General features: G+C 75.0%; 15 protein-coding genes and 1 riboswitch. Of the genes, 12 read left to right on the forward strand and 3 right to left on the reverse strand.

The window, feature by feature from the left end; genetic code table 11:
- Nucleotides 1-26 precede the first annotated feature (26 nt).
- Nucleotides 27-611 (reverse strand): histidine phosphatase family protein, encoded by a 585-nt coding sequence (locus tag ACFYOU_RS17855; RefSeq protein WP_391306690.1) that lies wholly within the window; start codon nucleotides 609-611, stop codon nucleotides 27-29.
- A gap of 182 nt (nucleotides 612-793) precedes the next feature.
- Nucleotides 794-871, forward strand: a riboswitch (cobalamin riboswitch).
- 63 nt (nucleotides 872-934) lie between these two features.
- Here ACFYOU_RS17855 and ACFYOU_RS17860 point away from each other — a divergent pair.
- A complete protein-coding gene (locus ACFYOU_RS17860) occupies nucleotides 935-1,156 on the forward strand; it encodes a CbtB-domain containing protein (RefSeq protein ID WP_389764909.1) in 222 nt (73 codons plus the stop codon).
- A gap of 19 nt (nucleotides 1,157-1,175) precedes the next feature.
- Complete coding sequence (locus ACFYOU_RS17865; protein ID WP_391306692.1) at nucleotides 1,176-1,997, forward strand: CbtA family protein; 822 nt, start codon at nucleotides 1,176-1,178, stop codon at nucleotides 1,995-1,997.
- Here the strand turns inward: ACFYOU_RS17865 and ACFYOU_RS17870 are convergent.
- On the reverse strand, nucleotides 1,984-2,586 hold the full coding sequence (locus ACFYOU_RS17870) for a hypothetical protein (RefSeq protein WP_391306694.1): 603 nt from the start codon (nucleotides 2,584-2,586) through the stop codon (nucleotides 1,984-1,986). The two genes, ACFYOU_RS17865 and ACFYOU_RS17870, sit on opposite strands and share 14 nt — an antisense overlap.
- Before the next feature lie 206 nt (nucleotides 2,587-2,792).
- On the opposite strand from ACFYOU_RS17870, the gene ACFYOU_RS17875 reads away from it, so the two are divergent.
- The 5 genes from ACFYOU_RS17875 (at nucleotide 2,793) to ACFYOU_RS17895 (ending at nucleotide 8,069) form a co-directional block, all read left to right on the forward strand.
- Complete coding sequence (locus ACFYOU_RS17875; protein WP_391306695.1) at nucleotides 2,793-3,434, forward strand: cyclic nucleotide-binding domain-containing protein; 642 nt, start codon at nucleotides 2,793-2,795, stop codon at nucleotides 3,432-3,434.
- A 180-nt stretch (nucleotides 3,435-3,614) separates the two neighbouring features.
- Nucleotides 3,615-4,541 (forward strand): hypothetical protein, encoded by a 927-nt coding sequence (locus ACFYOU_RS17880; RefSeq protein ID WP_391306697.1) that lies wholly within the window; start codon nucleotides 3,615-3,617, stop codon nucleotides 4,539-4,541.
- Entirely contained in the window at nucleotides 4,538-6,592 is a 2,055-nt protein-coding gene (locus tag ACFYOU_RS17885) for a hypothetical protein (RefSeq protein WP_391306698.1), read from the forward strand. The genes ACFYOU_RS17880 and ACFYOU_RS17885 overlap by 4 nt, the downstream gene beginning before the upstream one ends.
- Nucleotides 6,589-7,527: a hypothetical protein gene (locus tag ACFYOU_RS17890; protein WP_391306700.1), complete on the forward strand. Its 939-nt coding sequence runs from the start codon at nucleotides 6,589-6,591 to the stop codon at nucleotides 7,525-7,527. The genes ACFYOU_RS17885 and ACFYOU_RS17890 overlap by 4 nt, the downstream gene beginning before the upstream one ends.
- Nucleotides 7,524-8,069, forward strand: coding sequence for a Pycsar system effector family protein (locus tag ACFYOU_RS17895; RefSeq protein WP_391306701.1), 546 nt, complete (start codon nucleotides 7,524-7,526; stop codon nucleotides 8,067-8,069). The genes ACFYOU_RS17890 and ACFYOU_RS17895 overlap by 4 nt, the downstream gene beginning before the upstream one ends.
- Here the strand turns inward: ACFYOU_RS17895 and ACFYOU_RS17900 are convergent.
- Nucleotides 7,950-9,080 (reverse strand): helix-turn-helix domain-containing protein, encoded by a 1,131-nt coding sequence (locus tag ACFYOU_RS17900; RefSeq protein WP_391306703.1) that lies wholly within the window; start codon nucleotides 9,078-9,080, stop codon nucleotides 7,950-7,952. The two genes, ACFYOU_RS17895 and ACFYOU_RS17900, sit on opposite strands and share 120 nt — an antisense overlap.
- 120 nt (nucleotides 9,081-9,200) lie before the next feature.
- Here ACFYOU_RS17900 and ACFYOU_RS17905 point away from each other — a divergent pair, with 120 nt between their 5' ends.
- The 5 genes from ACFYOU_RS17905 to ACFYOU_RS17925 all read left to right on the forward strand — a co-directional run bounded on the left by ACFYOU_RS17905 (nucleotide 9,201) and on the right by ACFYOU_RS17925 (nucleotide 15,248).
- A complete protein-coding gene (locus ACFYOU_RS17905; RefSeq protein ID WP_391306705.1) occupies nucleotides 9,201-10,058 on the forward strand; it encodes a trypsin-like serine protease in 858 nt (285 codons plus the stop codon).
- A 141-nt stretch (nucleotides 10,059-10,199) separates the two neighbouring features.
- Complete coding sequence (locus ACFYOU_RS17910; RefSeq protein WP_391306707.1) at nucleotides 10,200-11,174, forward strand: helix-turn-helix domain-containing protein; 975 nt, start codon at nucleotides 10,200-10,202, stop codon at nucleotides 11,172-11,174.
- A gap of 324 nt (nucleotides 11,175-11,498) precedes the next feature.
- Nucleotides 11,499-11,690, forward strand: a complete 192-nt coding sequence (locus ACFYOU_RS17915; RefSeq protein ID WP_385484434.1) for a hypothetical protein — start codon at nucleotides 11,499-11,501, stop codon at nucleotides 11,688-11,690.
- 9 nt (nucleotides 11,691-11,699) lie between these two features.
- Nucleotides 11,700-12,365 (forward strand): hypothetical protein, encoded by a 666-nt coding sequence (locus tag ACFYOU_RS17920; protein ID WP_391306708.1) that lies wholly within the window; start codon nucleotides 11,700-11,702, stop codon nucleotides 12,363-12,365.
- Nucleotides 12,366-12,434: 69 nt separating this feature from the next.
- Complete coding sequence (locus ACFYOU_RS17925; protein WP_391306710.1) at nucleotides 12,435-15,248, forward strand: DUF6185 family protein; 2,814 nt, start codon at nucleotides 12,435-12,437, stop codon at nucleotides 15,246-15,248.
- Nucleotides 15,249-15,263: the final 15 nt, after the last annotated feature.

The following is a 15,263-nucleotide window of genomic DNA, read 5'->3' on the forward strand; positions in this document are numbered from 1 at the left end:
CGGGGTCGGTGTGACCGTACCGGACCTCAGCCGAGGGGGCGGCCGGGGCGGACGTTCCAGCGGCCGGACCGTCCGCTGAGGTCCACCGAGGCCAGCGGTTCCACGTCGAGCCGCCAGAACGAGGGTCCCGGCAGGTCCAGCGCGTGGGCGAGGGCGGCGCGGACCACGTCCGGCTCGGCGACCACCAGGACCCGGCCGCCCTCGTCGGTGAGGGCGTCCAGCCAGGTGCCGACGCGGGCGCGCAGGGCGGGCAGGGACTCGCCGCCGTGCGGCGTCGCCGCCGGGTCGCCGAGCCAGGCGCTCAGACCGGCGGGGTCGTCGGCGCTCACTTCCCCGAGCGTCCGGCCCCGCCAACGGCCCACGTCCAGACCGGCCAGGGCGGGCGGCTCCGCGACGGGCCGGGCCTCGGCGGCTGTGCGTAGGGCGCGGGCGGTGTCACGGCAGCGGCCGGTGGGGGAGCAGAACCAGCGCGCCGCAGCGGGGAGTTCGGCGCCCGCCGCGGTCGCCCCGGCCCGGGATGCGGGGTCCAGCGGGCCGTCCCCGGAGAACCTGGCCTCCCTCAGGTCCCGTCCGAGCGCCGGCGCCACCAGGGTCACCCGTGTCGTCGTCATTCAGCCAACTCCCTCGCACCGCACCCCGGAGGGACCCGTCGCCCATGACGGTCCGGTGAACAGGGCGGACCGCACGTCAAGGCCCTCTTTCCCCGCCACCCGGTACGCGGTACCTTCACGTCGCGTACACGCCAACCTGGCGTGCGTGCACCACTCCATCACGTCAACGACGAGGGCACGGCGGAAACCGGTGGGAATCCGGCACGGTCGCGCCACTGTGTGCCCGTACGCGCCTTCGGGCGGGTGCGGGTGAGTCAGACCCGCGGTCCTCGTCCCTGTGCACCACCGAGCCGGGACGCGAGTTCCCCAGGAGGTCCTGCCCCATGGCGCAGTCCGTCGCCCAACCGACCGCCGCACCCACCGCACCGCCCGCCACACTGCCGCTCAAGGACATCGCGCCCTGGGCCGTGTTCGGCGGCGTCCTCATGCTGGTCCTGCTGTACTTCATCGGCGCCGAACAAGGCGCCGTCGCGCTCGTCTCGGGGGAGGGCGTGCACGAGTGGGTGCACGACGCCCGCCACCTCCTCGGCTACCCGTGCCACTGAGGGGAACCGGACCGCGCTCATGAACTCCACCACCGTCAGACGGCTCCTCGTGCGCGGCATGCTCGCGGGGCTCGCCGCGGGCGTACTCGCCCTGCTCGTCGCCTACTTCCTCGGCGAACCGCAGGTCGATTCGGCCATCGCGTACGAGGACGCCCAAACGGCCGGCGCCGGTCACGACCACGGCGCCGCCGGCCACGACCACGGCGCGGCCGAGGAGGAACCGCTCGTCAGCCGGGACCTCCAGGCCACCGGCGGACTCGCCACCGGCATCCTCGTCTACGGGGTCGCCTTCGGCGGGCTCGCCGCCCTCGCGTACTGCTACGCACTGGGCCGGATCGGGCGGTTCACGCCGCGCGCCACCGCCCTGCTGCTCGCGGTCGCCGGACTCGTCGCCGTGTACGTCGTCCCGTTCCTCAAGTACCCCGCCAACCCGCCGGCCGTGGGAGCCGACGACAGCGTGGGCCGGCGCACCACGCTCTACCTGCTGATGCTCGTCCTGAGCGTGCTGCTCACCGTCGGCGCGGTCATCCTCGGGCAGCGGCTCGCGCCCCGGCTCGGCAACTGGAACGCGACCGTCGCCGCGGGGGCGTTCCTGGTGCTGGTGGTCGGGCTCGCCTTCGCGTTCCTGCCGTCCGTCAACGAGATGCCCGCGGACTTCCCGGCGACGGTGGTGTGGAAGTTCCGCATCGCCGCGCTCGCCGTGCAGGCCACCCTGTGGACGGCCTTCGGGCTGCTCTTCGGGGAACTCGCCGAACGGGTGCTCGCGCCGGAGCGGCGGGCCGCCGTGCGGGAGGCCGCCGCCCAGGAAGCCGCCGCCGGGGACGCCGTCAGCCCTGGGTGAGGAACACGGCCCGCGTGCACGGCGCGCAGGTCAGTACGTAGCCGAGGCCGCCGCCGAAGTCGGCGGCGGTCCTGCGCTCGTAGCCCTCCTCCAGGTGCGCCGTGAAGTCCATGCGCCGCGCGCACCGCGGGCAGGACGGCCAGCCGTCCGCGTCGTACCAGTCGGGCTCGCCGCCCCAGGAGCCCAGGACGGCCCGGCCCCGGCCGACCCGCGCCCCGTACACCCCGCGCGCGTCGTCGTAGGCGTCCTCGTCGACGACCTCCGTCCGGATCGCCGTCACCGCGCCCAGCCGGGTCTCGCCCGCCTCGGGCACGGTCGCCGGGACCAGCCCGTCGGGCGGGAACAGGAACGCCCGGTTGCCGCCCCCGAACGCCTCCCACTGCGCGCACCGGCCGGGTTCGTTCGCACAGCTGAACACCGCCACCACGACGTCGTCGAACGGCAGGTGCGCCAGGAACTGCATCGCCCCGCGGCAGGTGTCGCACCGGGGCCAGTCGAAGTCCGCGGGGGCCAGGGGCAGGCCACCGGTACGGGGTCCGGCGGAGGTCGCGTCCGTGGTGCCGTCGTAGACCATGAGGGTGTGCGCCATGCGAACGAGCCTAGGGCGGCCCACTGACAACGCTCCGCGTCGCGCACCCGTCCGGACCGCCGTCGGACGATCCGTGTGCGGGGGGACGTTCTCGGCCGAAGTGGACGGTTCGGGAGTCCCGTGGGCGCCCGGGGGCGTACAACTGCCTGGTCCGGTAGACCCGGTAGACCCCGTAGGCGTGGACGAGCATCCCGTCGGAGGATCCGTTGCTGTCCGAGGAAGTCTGGCGCGAGCTGCGTGCCCAGGGAACGACCCGCCGGTTCCGGGCCCGTGAAGTCATGCTGCGGCAGGGGTCGCCCGGGACCCATCTGCTGGCCCTCACCGACGGCGTCGCCCAGGTGTTGCGCCGGGAGGAGGGCGGCACGGTGACCTGGCTGGCCTTCCGGGGCCGCGGCGACCTGCTCGGCGAGGTGTCGGTGTTCCACGGGACGACGCGCAGCGCCGAAGTGGTCGCCCTCACCCCGTGCACCGCAATCGTGTTGGACGCCCGGCGGTTCCAACGGTTCGTCGAGGAACGCGGATTGGTGATGGACCTCATGCGCCAGGCGTTCACCCGGCTGCGCGAGTCCGATGCGCACCGCGCCGAACTGCTCACCCTGCCGGTGGTGGTGCGGCTGGCGCGGGCCCTGCTGCGGCTGGCCGAACTGGGCGGCCAGCAGGACGGTTCGGGCAGCGTACGGCTGAGCGGACTGGCGCAGGAGGAACTCGCCCAGGCCATCGGCGTGACCCGGAACGCCGCCAGCACCGGGCTCCAGCGCCTGCGGGAGGCGGACGCGGTGGAGACGGCCCGCCGGGTGATCGTCGTCAAGGACCTCGTCGCGCTGCGGCGGTGGGCCGCGGCGGAGTGACCCGAGGGCCGCGGGTGTGAGCCGCGGGCCGTACGCGTGGGGCGCGGGCGGTACGTGTGAGGCGGGCCACCCGGGTTCCGCCCTGCGCTGGGCACTCGGGCCGGGCGGACGGGGCCAGTCTCGGTACGGCCGCTTCCGGCGGCACCGACACCAGGCCCGAGCTCCCGAGGAGTCCTCCGCATGCCCGTCACCACCACCCCGCCCGTCCCGAACGCCGAGAGCCGCCCCCTGCCGCCGTACCGGGCCCTGCTCGCCGTCGACGCGAAGGACTTCACCGGGCTGCCCGCCGTCCAGCACGCCGCGGTCAGCGAACTCATCCCCGAACTCGTCGACGACGCCCTCGAACGCGCCGGTCTGCACGCCCTGCGGGACGCCAAGCGGTTCCCGGCCAGCACCGGCGACGGGATCGTCTTCGGCTTCGACCCCGTCCACCTGCCGTTCGTGCTCGCGCCGTTCCTGGACGTCCTGGACGGGGTGCTCGGCGCCTACCACCAACAGGAGGTCGGGCCGCGCATCCGGCTGCGGGCCAGCGTCCACGTCGGTCCGCTGCCCGACGGGGGCGGCCGCGGCGACGGCAACGGCACGCCCCGCAACGACGTCCACCGGCTGCTCGACTCCCGCCCGGTCAAGGCGATCCTCGCCGACAGCAGCGCCCACGTCACCCACCTCGCCGCGATCATCTCCGACCGGGTCCACGAGGAAGTCGTGCTCGGCGGGTACACCGCCCTGCACCCGGACCGCTGCCTGGAGGTGCCGGCCACCGTCGACGGCAAGAACTTCGCCCAACGCGCCTGGCTCTACGTGCCCTCCCCGTCGAGCGGCCTGCTGCGGTCCGGCGTGCTCCCGGCCCGCGAGGAACCCGCGGCGCCGCCCGCGGAGCCCGCGGCGCCCACCGCGCAGCCGCAGCAGCCGCAGCGGCGGTACGAGGGCAACAGCCAGCAGGTCACCGAGGGCGCGGCCGTGATGGGCGACATCGGCGGCGACTTCACGTACACCGGCCGGTCCACCACCTCCACGACGTCCACGGAGTATCACGGCACCAACCAGCACTGGGGCGGCGGCGACAACGTCTCCGGCGACAAGCACGTCGACGGGAACCGGACGTGAACCCGGCACCGGACCCCGCCGTCGGCGACGGCGACGGACCGCGGGCGGAACAGGACCCCGCCCCGGGCGCCGAGACCGCCGGGGACGCCTACCGCGACAACCGGCAGCAGGTGCAGGGCGGCGGCGCCGCGGTGATGGGGGACGTGCACGGGGACCTGATCGTGGGCGTGCTCCCCGACGAGTTCGTCAGCGAACAGGTGCTCAAGCCCCGACTGCGGGAAGGGCCCTACCCCGCGGACGAGGTGACGCGGAAGCTGCGCGGGTTCGTCGAGCCCCCCTCGCACGTGCGCTGCCGCAAGGTGCTGGACGGCCGGGTCCTGCTGCTCAGGGCGCAGAGCGGCACCGGAGCGGGCACGGCGGGCTTCGCCCTGCTCGCCGAACGGCACGGGGTCGCGGGCGTCACCGGGCTCGATCCACAGGCCGACCTGGTGCGTTGGGAACCGAAGGGCGGGCGCGGCTATCTGCTCCAGGGACTCTCCCCGCAGGCCGCCGCCGCCCTCAACGAGGTGAAGCTGACCGCCCTGGCGGACCTGCTGCGCCGGGCCGGGGCCCATCTCGTCGTCACGGTCGGCGAAGAGGTGGGGCTCGCGGCGGACACCCGGCCGTGGCAGGTGGCGCACGTACCGCCGGCGCCCCACCAGGTCGTCGTCCAACACCTGCACGCCCTGGCCGCGGCCGGGAAGCTCACCGGTGCCGGACTGTCCACGGCCCTGGCCCACCTCGAATCCGAACCGGTCCACGCGTACTTGGGGACGCACCGCCTGCCCGGCGACGGCGCGGAGCTGACCGAGGAACTGGCCGCGGCCGTGCGCGCCGACCGGCCGGTCGCCGCCGCGCTGGAGGGGCTGCGCCTCGGCAGCGACACCGCCGCCCGGCTCGCCCTGGACAAGGCGCGGCACAGCGCCGACGCCGTCGCGCTGCTGGCCGCGGTCGCCCTGCTGCCCCGTCAGGACCGCACGGTCGTCACCCGCTTCGCCGCGCGGCTGCGCCCCCTGCTCGGGGAACCCGCCGGAACCGAACCGGTGGGGAAGCGGCCCGACCGACCCGATGTGCTCGGCCCCTCCCTCGCGGACCGGCTCGCCGCGGTGGGCGCGCGACTCCTGCCCCGCGAGTACGGCACGGCCCACTGGCGCCGCTACCCGGTGCAACCGGTCGACTTCGTCGGCCGGCACCGCCCCGAGGCACTGCTGCGGCAACTGTGGCTCGACCACGAACGCATGCCCGAACTGGTGTGGCGCGCGCTCGGTGACCTGCCGCACCAGCCGGGCACCGACCTCGCGGCCGGTCGGGCGATCGGCACCGTGCTGGCCCACGCCACCGGGCCCGACGCACTCGACCAACTCGCCCCCTTCGCCGCGTCCTCGCTGCGCTGGCAACGCCGGCTGGTGGCCTTCGCCCTCGGGGAGGCCGCCCAGCACGTCGACTCCCAGGGCGCGGTCCACGCCCAACTGCGCCGCTGGAGCCGCTCCCGTCAGGTGAACGTCCGGTGCACCGTCGCCGAGACCTGCGCCGGCACCTACGGACTGGGCCGCCCCGCGGGGGCGCTCCGGCTGCTGGACGCGGTCCTCAACGGTCCCCGGGACGAACAGACGGTGCGCAGCGTGCACCCGGCCGTCTCGTTCGCCCTCAGCGTGCTGCTCACCGAGGAGCCGAACCGCGTCCCCGTGCTCGACCAACTCCACCGGTGGTTGCGGGCCGACGCCGGCACCCAGCGCCACGCCTTCGCGGCCGAAGCCGTCGAAGCGATGGCCGTGTCGACGTTCCCGCTGCCCGGCAGGTCCGGACCGCGGAAGGTGAGCCTGGCCGACGTGATCGGCGAGCACCCGCAGCAGGCCCTCGCCCTGGTGTCCGAGGCCCTCGACGTCCCGGACGTCCGCCAGGCCGTGATGGAGGGGCTCCTCGACGCCGAAGAGGACTCCCCGCCGCACCACCGGGACGCCCTGCCCGCCTTCCTGACCGCGCTGGCCGGGGAGTGCGGCGGGATGCCCTCCTTCCTGCTGCGCCGCCACCGACGACGCACCACCGTCCCTCCGGAGAGGACCGTTTCGTGATCACCGACCCCCTGATCGCCCCGCTGGCCTCGTCGCCCTTCTGGCACCTGCTGCGGCTGCGCCTGGTGCCGCAGCCGCACACCGCCCTGGTGTTCCTGGCCGAAGACGGCGACGACCGGGTGGAAGCGCCGCGCGGCCACCCGTGGGCCTGGACCCCGTACCCCCGGCCGGCCCTCAGCCGGGTCCGGCGGGGCCGGTTCCGCTCGGTCCAGCGGGTCTCGCTCGCCGAGCACGCCTGCACCGTCGACGTCGCCACCGGCCACCCCCTGCGCCCGCCGCAGTGCCACCGGGTCGCCTGGCGGATCAGCGACCCCGTCGCCGCCGTCCGCTGGGGCCTGACCGGGGAAGGGGCCCGGCAGGCGATCGCCCGGGACGTCGGAACCCCGTCCGGGGCCCCGGACCCGCTGCGCCAGCCGCCCCCGCCACCCGGTACCCACGCCGCCCCGCCGCCCGGGCAGCCGAGGACGATCGAGGCCGCCGGCATCGTCTACTGGCTGCTCGACCCGGCACCCGGACACCCGACGGGAGCGGCAGATCCGGGCCCGGACCTCCCGCCCGTCTTCGGCGAGGTGAACCGGGAGGCGTACCGCTTCTACCGCGAGGTGGTCGCCGGCGGCCCCGCGGACCTGGCCGCCTTCTGGCTCCTCCGACACCCCGACCAGGCACGGGAGGTCCTGGCGTGGACGGTGGAGCACCGTGACCTGCTCACCGATCGGGACGGCTGGGAACACACGCTCGCGGCGACCCTGCGCGGACTCGACCGGACGGACCGCGGGTTCGTCGGGGCGAACGTCGCGCAGATGCTCAGCGACATCGGGGTGCCCCAGGGGGACGAGGTCCTGCGGCGCATGGAACGGGACGGCGTCCCCTCGGACGGGACCCGTGCGAACGGGACCCGTGCGAACGGGACCGGCGCGCACCGGCGTTCGGCGTGAACGCGTACGGGGCGGGTCGGTACGGGGCGGGGTGGCACGCGGCGGGTCGGTACGCGGCGGGTCGGTTCGGGGACGACGGTACGGGGCTGTCCCGGGAACTCGTCGCACAGAACCACCAGGAGATCGGCCGCGCCGACGGCAAGGCCGCCGTGCTCCTCGCCACCAGCGCGACCCTGCTCGGCCTGCTGCTCGCCCGCCGCCCGTCCGGCGGCACGCCGGCCCTGCCGCTGTGGTGGTGCGCGACGGTCATGACGACCGGGGCGCTGCTGCTCCTGCTGATGGCCCTCGTTCCGCGCACCACCGTGCGGACGGAGGGACCCGTGCCGGTCCTCGCCTACTACGAGGACGTCCTCTCGGCGCAGGCGGGCGCGGCGCTGTGCGCGGGCCTGGGCAGGGGCGGTGCGGACCCGGGTCCCCGGCTGTTACGGGCGCTGACCGGGACCAGTCGGGTCGCCCGGGCCAAGAACCGTTGCGTGCGCGGCGCCGTCCTCGCCCTGCTCCCCGCGGTCACCGTGGCGGTCCCCGCCCTGACCGCCGGTTGACCCGGACGGTCGGGGCGGCCGGGGCGCGCGGCTCCCGGTGCCCTGGGTGTGCCGGGCGTCCCGGGCGTCCTGGGTGAACATCGCGACCATCGACCGGAAGGCCGCCCGGTACGCACCCGGCGTGGTGCCGTTGAGCCGCTGGAAGTGGTGGCGCAGGTTCGCGGGTGTCCCGAGCCCGGTCCGCGCGGCGACGTGTTCCACCGGGAGGTCCCCGCGTTCCAGCAACTGCTGGGCCCGCTCGACCCGGACGCGCAGCAGGTGCTGGAGCGGGCTCAGCCCGGTCTCGGCGCGGAACCGGCGGTTGAGGGTGCGGACGCTGGTCCCCGCGTGCGCGGCGATCTCCGCCAGGGTCAGCGGACGGTGCAGGTCCGCTTCCATCCACCGGATCGTCGGCCCGAGCGCACCTTCCCCGACCGGCTCGGGCGGCGGCTCGGGGAGCGGGAGGAAGAGACGTCGGTCCGCCTCCCGCCCGACCGACCCGCCGTGCTCCTCCTCGATCAGCCGCAGCCACAGGTCCTTGCCGCCGAGCACCCCCGCCGAAGTGAGGAACGGCCCGTCGGCCACGACCTCCTGTGCGGGGGCGACCTCGACCCGGGGGAACCGTAGGGCCAACTCCCCGGTGTGCCGCCAGTCCGTGGTGGCCCGCCGCCCGTCGAGCAGCCCGGCCGCCGCGAGCGCGAACGCACCCGTGCCCACCGCACCGAGTCGGCAACCCCGAGCGGCGGCGGCGCGCAGCGCATCGGGCACGGCGGCCGGGGGCCCGTCCCGGAAGCCGCGGTATCCGGCCACGACCACGGTACGGGCGCCGTCGAGCCCGTCGAGTCCCCACCGCGTGGCGAGCCCGAACGGGCCCGGCCCGGCCGTGGTGCGGAAGCCGGGGCCGGCGCAGATCCGCAGCTCGTGGGGGGCCCTCCCGTGCCGGTCACGGGGGACGGCTCCGAGCAGCAGACCGGGGGTGGTCAGCTGGGCTCCGGGGATGCCGTCGAGCACGAGGAGGGCGACCACTGCCATGGCCAGAATTTAACCGACGGTGGCACCGCGGGCGCTGTTTCCGGTCCGTCGGCGGCCCGGAGGATGAGGGTGCGCCCGCCCGGGCGTCCCCACCAGAGCTCCGTGCAAGGGATGTTCACCATGGCCCGTCCGACCCCGCAGCAGCACCAGATCCGATCCGACCGCCGGCCGCCGCGTGGCCCCGCCGCCCGCTCGGCGACCGTCCTCGCCGTCACCGCGCTGGCCCTCACGGGTACGTCCGGAAGTGCCGGGGCGATCGTCAACGGAGAGGACTCCAGCGGGCGTTATCCGTTCATGGTCTCCGTCCCCCAGGTGCTCGACACCACCGGGGGCCCGGTGTCCGGGGTCTGCGGCGGCACGTTGATCGCCCCCCGCTGGGTGCTCACCGCGGCCCACTGCTCCGGTCATCCGGAGATCCCCCAGACCCGGCCGGCGGGCACGGTCCGGATCGGCAGCGAGCACCGCAGCTCCGGCGGGACGGTGCGCACCATCGTCAAGACGGTCCGCCACCCGGACTACGCGTTCGGTGACGCCCCGCGCGGTCACCACGACCTCGCGCTCTTCCAACTGGACCGCCCGGTCCGCCAGCAGCCGGCGCGCATCGCCGACCGGGACCCGGCGGTGGGTGCGCAGACGCGGATACTCGGCTTCGGCAACACGGCCGAGGGCTCCGGCTGGTCGTTCGCCGAGCGGCTCCAGCAACTCGACACCCGTAGGATCGTCGACTCCGCGTGCTCCCCCTTCAAGGCGGGCGCCGAACTGTGCACCGGGTCGTCGGTCCCCCGGGCCATGGGGTGCGGGGGCGACTCGGGCGGCCCCCAGATCCAGCGGGCGGGCGGACGCTGGCAGTTGGTCGGTGCCACCTCCGGTGACGGGAACCCCCTGACCGGTCCGCAGTGTGCCGACGGGCCCGGCGTCTGGACCTCGGTGGCCGCGCACAAGACCTGGATCACGAAGACGATCCGGCAGCACCGCTGACCCCGCCGCCGGACCCCGCCCATGGACCGCGCCACCAGACCGGGCCGACGGACCAGGCCGACGGACCGGACCGCCGGACCCGGTGACCGCCCCGGACGGCGTGACACCGTGCGGACCCCACCGCGGGGATACCGTCGTCCCATGCCCGTGGTCGCCCTCCTCGTCCTCGACGGAGTCCCCGGGCACCAGCTCACCACCCCGGGCCTGGTCTTCGAGGCCGCCGCCGGCGTCCACCGACCCGCCCGCACCGAACTGCGCATCTGCTCCCCAGGGCCCGCCCTCACCACCGCCGGACCGGTCCCCCTGGAGATCACCGCCCCCTGGGGGCCGGACGGACTGGAAGGCGCCGACACGGTGGTGCTCGCCGGCCATGCCGGCTACCTGGCCGAGCCCCCGCCGGCAGTGCGCGAAGCGGTGCGCGCGGCGGCGGCCCGCGGCAGCCGGATCGCGGCCGTCGGCACCGGTACGTTCACCCTCGCGGCGACCGGGCTGCTCGACGGACGCCGCGCGACCACCGAGTGGTGCCGCACGAGCGAGCTGGCGGCACGCCATCCCCACGTCGAGGTCGACCCCGCCGGCCTCCTGGTGACGGACGGGCCGTTCCACTCCTCGGCCGGCGTCTTCGGCGGAATCGACCTCTTCCTCCACCTCGTCGGCCTCGACCACGGCCGGGCGGTCGCCGCACGGACCGCCCGACAGCTGATCGCGCCCCTGTACGAGCACGCCGGGGCCACCCGGCAGGAGATCGAGCGGGAACTCGCCGGGACCGCCGGCCTGGAACCGACCGTGCGGTGGCTGGAAGCGAACCTGCACGACCCGCCGACCCTCGCCGAGATCGCCGCCCACGCGAGGACCAGCGTGCGCAGCCTCAACCGCCGCTTCCGGGAACGCACCGGGCTCACCCCGCGCCAGTACCTGCTGCACGTCCGGCTGGACCGGGCCCGACAGCTGCTGGCCGCCGGGGACGGAACGGTCGACGAGATCGCCGCGCGCACGGGCTTCGGCTCCCCCGAGAGCTTCCGCCGCCACTTCCGTCGGCTGACGGGCACCACCCCGAGGGCGTACCGGGCGGCGCGCCCCGTCCCCCCGGAGACGCCGGGCCCCCCACCCGAGTAGCAGCGCAGCGTGACGGAACCCGGGGTGCGGACCGCTCCGCGCCGGGTCCGCCGCACGGGCCGCCCCGCACCGGCACCGACCGCCCGCACCGGCAGCGACACCTGCTCTGATCAGGCGTCCACCGGACAACAGTTCACCAGCGGGCCCACCGCGACCCCGGAGGGAGGCATCGAAGCCCCGCACCCCACTCGCTCCCACCCAATCGTCAACGATCACGCTAGGTTACGGCTGGTGGCGTGCGGCCGTCCCGCTCCGTAGTCGCCGCCGCCGGACCTCCGGCCAACGCATCCGGGCCGGCCCCACCCCCACTGGAAGGAACCCGCCGTGGTCGTGACCGTGTCCCTGGTGCTCCTGCTCGGGATCATCCTGTTCATCCTGCTCCGCTCCAAGTCCCTGGGTTTCGGCGCCGCGTTCGTCGCGGTCCTCTTCGGCTTCCTCCTCGCCTCCACCAGCGCCGCGGGACCGGTCAACGAGTTCACCGTCGCCGTCGTCGGCGCGCTCGGCGAACTCCAGTAGGCGGCCGGCATGGACGACCGGACCGTCGCCCGTCACCGGCTCGCCGTCATCGTGCCGAGGGCGGCCCCCGCGGTGGCCACCACCGCGGTGCTCGTCCTCGCCCGGATCTGGAACGCCAACGGCGCCGAACACTCCGTCGGCAACGCGGCGCTGATGGCCCTCCTGTCGCTGGCCGCGGCGGCGGCCGGGGTCTGCACGAGCCTCGGCCGCTACGGAGACCCCGCCCTCGCCGGAACCGCGTTCGCCGCCTCCGGCGCACTCGCCCTCACCGGTGTCTGCGCGTACGCCGACGGACTGTCCCTGCCCCTGCTGCTGTGGGCCCTGGTCACCGCCGCCGCCTACGGGCTGGCCGCCCGCTACTGGCGCGAGGACCGGCGCACCCTCGTCGCGTACCAGCGGCAGGCGAGCGAACGACGTGAACGGCACGCCCACGTCGAGCGGGTGGAGGCGCTGCGGGCCGACACGCAGATCGAGGTGGCCCGCACCGGCGCGGCCTACGCCGAACAGCTGGCCGCCGCCCTCCTCACCCGCGCCACCCTCCCCGGCTTCGACCCGACGGCCCTGCGCGGCTTCGACCCGGCGGCCCTGCGCGCCACGGGCCCACCTGCGCTCCCCGCGACGGAGGAGGGCGACACGAGGACCCGTCAGCACGGCGACGGTCCCCGCCCGCACTGACGGGTCGCGCCCTACGGCTCCCCGGGCACTTGGCCGTTCGACGTACCCGGCAGGTCCTCGTGCCCCATCATGGTGGGTACCGATTCCGCTCGGGGAGCTGGTCTCTTGGGTGAACGCGCCTTGGCAAGGACCGTGTCGGCCGGACTGTGCGCCCTCGCCCTCGCCCTCCTTTCCGCCACCACCGCTACCGCTACCGCTACCGCCCGTGCCGACGCGTCTCCCACGGCTCCCGTTCCTTCCTCCGCCCCGGAGGCCGACCCCTGCACGTCGACCTCGCTGGCCGCGGCGCGCGTGAGCACCACCGTGCGGCTGGAGCACCGCGACCGGACCTTCAGCAAGATCGTCAGCGAGTTACGCGTCGAAGTCCCCGGCACCTGGCCACTGGCCGGGGACCTGCTGCTGAGCGAGAACAGCGAACGCTACGTCCGGGCCATGTCCTGCCTGTCCCGACCGGAGCCGGGCCAGCACCGCCGCTGGCACGAACGACGCAGCGGCCCCCCGATCGTGTCCTCGTCCGGGGACGGCGGCGTGACGGTCGTCGACCGTACGCACTCCTGGGTCAACGCCTACCGGGAACACCTCGACGTGGGGGTCTGGAGGATCCGCGCGGGCGCGGAGCGCTGGACCCTCGCGCTGCGCCCGCCGACCGCGCTGAAGGACGCCCACTGGCACCGCATCACGGTCGATCCCGGTGGCCCGGGCGCCCACTCCGCCCGGCCCCGCCCCGACGGGGGGAGCGCCACCGCGGCCCTGGTCTGGCGTCCCCCCGCCCCCGAGGGGCACATGGAGCACGAGGCGGTGCGCGGGAGCAGGCCCGACGGCGACGGGAAGACGGCGAAGGCGGGGAAGACACGGGTCGCCGAGCCGGAGCGCGAGCGGGCCGGGTCCGAGCCGCCGCCGGCCGTCACCGTCTCCCTCGAACCGCCGTGGCAACGCTCCTGGGCCGCACAGAGCGACCGACTGGTCGCCGTCGGACTGGACCGGGCGGCCGCACTGTTCGGAACGGCCGTGATCGCGGCGCTGCTGCTGTACGCGCACGTCCTGTACCGGCGGCGGCCCGCGGTTCCCACCGCGGCCCAGGAACGCACGCTGCACAACCTCGCCGTGTGGGCCGTCGCCCTGGTCGGCCTGGCCGCGCTGACGTTGTCCGACGACGTGCTCGCGCGCTACGCGGACCGGTGGGCCGGCGGATTGTGGCAGGACGTCCAGACCGTCCGCGTCCATGCGTTCGCCCTCGGTGCCGCCGCCGTGCTGTTCTGCACCGCCAGACCCACCCCGCGGATCTGGCGCGCGGGCGCCCTGCTGACCCTGCCGCCGGTGGTGGTGGCCGCCTGGCCGCACGGGTTGGGCCTGTACGTACCGCGTTCCGCCCCCTACGAGGCGTCGGTCACCGCCCTGCTGGCCCAGGCACTCGCCGCCTGGTGCCTCCTGGCCCTCACGCTGCTCGGTTTCGTCGCCGCGGCCTGGCGCCTGGCCACCGACGGCGGGCTGCTCCCGACGAGCCGTAGGTTCCCCGGCCGCACCCGGGTGCTCAGGCTCCGCATCGCCGGCCCGGTGATCCTGGTGTGGTCGGTCGTCGTGGCGGTGTGCTGGGCGCTCACCCAGGAACGCGAGTGGCAACGGGCCGCCTGGCTGAGCGACCGCACGGACCCGCTCTTCGGCGTCGAACACCGGAACGACTTCGTGTGGGAGACGATGTGGTCCGCCGCCAACGCGCAGGACTGGCTGATCTGGTGCACCTGGCTCCTCTCCGCCGTGGCGATCCTCGCGGTGCTGCGCACCTGGCGCCCCCCGACCGGCCCCTCCCCGGCCGGACCTTCCCCGGCCGGCCCCTCCCCGGCAGGGCTCTCCCCGGCAGGGCTCTCCCCGCTCGACGCCCCCGCGGACCGCCTGCTGCTCCTCACCTTCTTCGCCCACGTGGTCGCGCTCGTCGGCGGCTACTTCCTGAGCAGTTCGCTGCTCACCCCCCTGTGGATACCCCTCTCCGCGTTCGCGCTGTACGGGACGGTGGCCCTCTTCACCGGGCGCTCGGTACTCGCCCAGCCCTTCGAACGCTCGGGACGGCCCCTGGCCGAGTCCGCGGACCCCGCCGCTCGCGCGGTGCTGCTGGAGAAGTCCCGTTCCTATCGTGAGATCCACGCCGAACTGCGTCGACTGGACCAGGGCATGTTCGGGGACGTACCGCCGAAGCGGATCGACCTGGAGAGGCGACTGAACGCCCTGCACGACTGGCCCGCTGGCGGCGGCGCCGACCGACTCCCGGCGGGCGTGTCCGTGGTGGACGGGGCACTGGCACTCGGGCCGCGGGACGACTGGTGGGCCAACGGCAGCCGCTGCGCCCGCCTTTCCCTCGTCCCGGCCGTGCCGGCGTCCCTGCTGATGACCTGGGCCTGGAAGGTCAGCGGCGAGGCGTGGCAGTCGACGCTACAGAACCACTTCGGATTGCCGGACGTCCTGCTGGAGTTCGTGTTCTGGATGGCGACCTGGACCGGGGCGGCGTTCGTCATGGGCACGCTGTGGCGCCATCTCCCGGGGCGGCGCGGCGCGGCGAAGGCCCTACCGGTGACCGTGGCCTTCGCCCTGCCGGTCGGGGTGGACGTGCTGGTGTACCGGTTCACCGGCGAGAGCACGGCGAGCCTCGCCCTGTCGGTGTCGACGATGCTGCTCGTGCTGACGGTCACGGGCATCGGCGTCGACTTCGACACGTTCCGCGGTGAACGGCGGTACTGGCAGAGCCGCTTGGGCCTGCTCCTGTCGGTCTACCAGATGCGCTACTACTCGCTCCAGGTCGCCTATCTGATCGCCCAGGTCATCGCCCTGATCACCATCTGGGAGTTCCTCGCGACCCCCGACGCCACCCCCCGACAACCCGGCCCGAAGTGAGCACGGCGCCTCGCA

The sequence above is a fragment of the Streptomyces sp. NPDC005955 genome (assembly GCF_042871255.1).
Taxonomy (GTDB): domain Bacteria; phylum Actinomycetota; class Actinomycetes; order Streptomycetales; family Streptomycetaceae; genus Streptomyces.

Coding starts and splice junctions, on each gene's coding strand:
- ACFYOU_RS17910 (WP_391306707.1), top strand. CDS start 10,200: ATGCCCGTGGTCGCCCTCCTCGTCCTCGACGGAGTCCCCGGGCACCAG.
- ACFYOU_RS17920 (WP_391306708.1), top strand. CDS start 11,700: ATGGACGACCGGACCGTCGCCCGTCACCGGCTCGCCGTCATCGTGCCG.
- ACFYOU_RS17905 (WP_391306705.1), top strand. CDS start 9,201: ATGGCCCGTCCGACCCCGCAGCAGCACCAGATCCGATCCGACCGCCGG.
- ACFYOU_RS17880 (WP_391306697.1), top strand. CDS start 3,615: ATGCCCGTCACCACCACCCCGCCCGTCCCGAACGCCGAGAGCCGCCCC.
- ACFYOU_RS17865 (WP_391306692.1), top strand. CDS start 1,176: ATGAACTCCACCACCGTCAGACGGCTCCTCGTGCGCGGCATGCTCGCG.
- ACFYOU_RS17855 (WP_391306690.1), bottom strand. CDS start 611: ATGACGACGACACGGGTGACCCTGGTGGCGCCGGCGCTCGGACGGGAC.
- ACFYOU_RS17860 (WP_389764909.1), top strand. CDS start 935: ATGGCGCAGTCCGTCGCCCAACCGACCGCCGCACCCACCGCACCGCCC.
- ACFYOU_RS17925 (WP_391306710.1), top strand. CDS start 12,435: ATGGTGGGTACCGATTCCGCTCGGGGAGCTGGTCTCTTGGGTGAACGC.
- ACFYOU_RS17870 (WP_391306694.1), bottom strand. CDS start 2,586: ATGGCGCACACCCTCATGGTCTACGACGGCACCACGGACGCGACCTCC.
- ACFYOU_RS17900 (WP_391306703.1), bottom strand. CDS start 9,080: ATGGCAGTGGTCGCCCTCCTCGTGCTCGACGGCATCCCCGGAGCCCAG.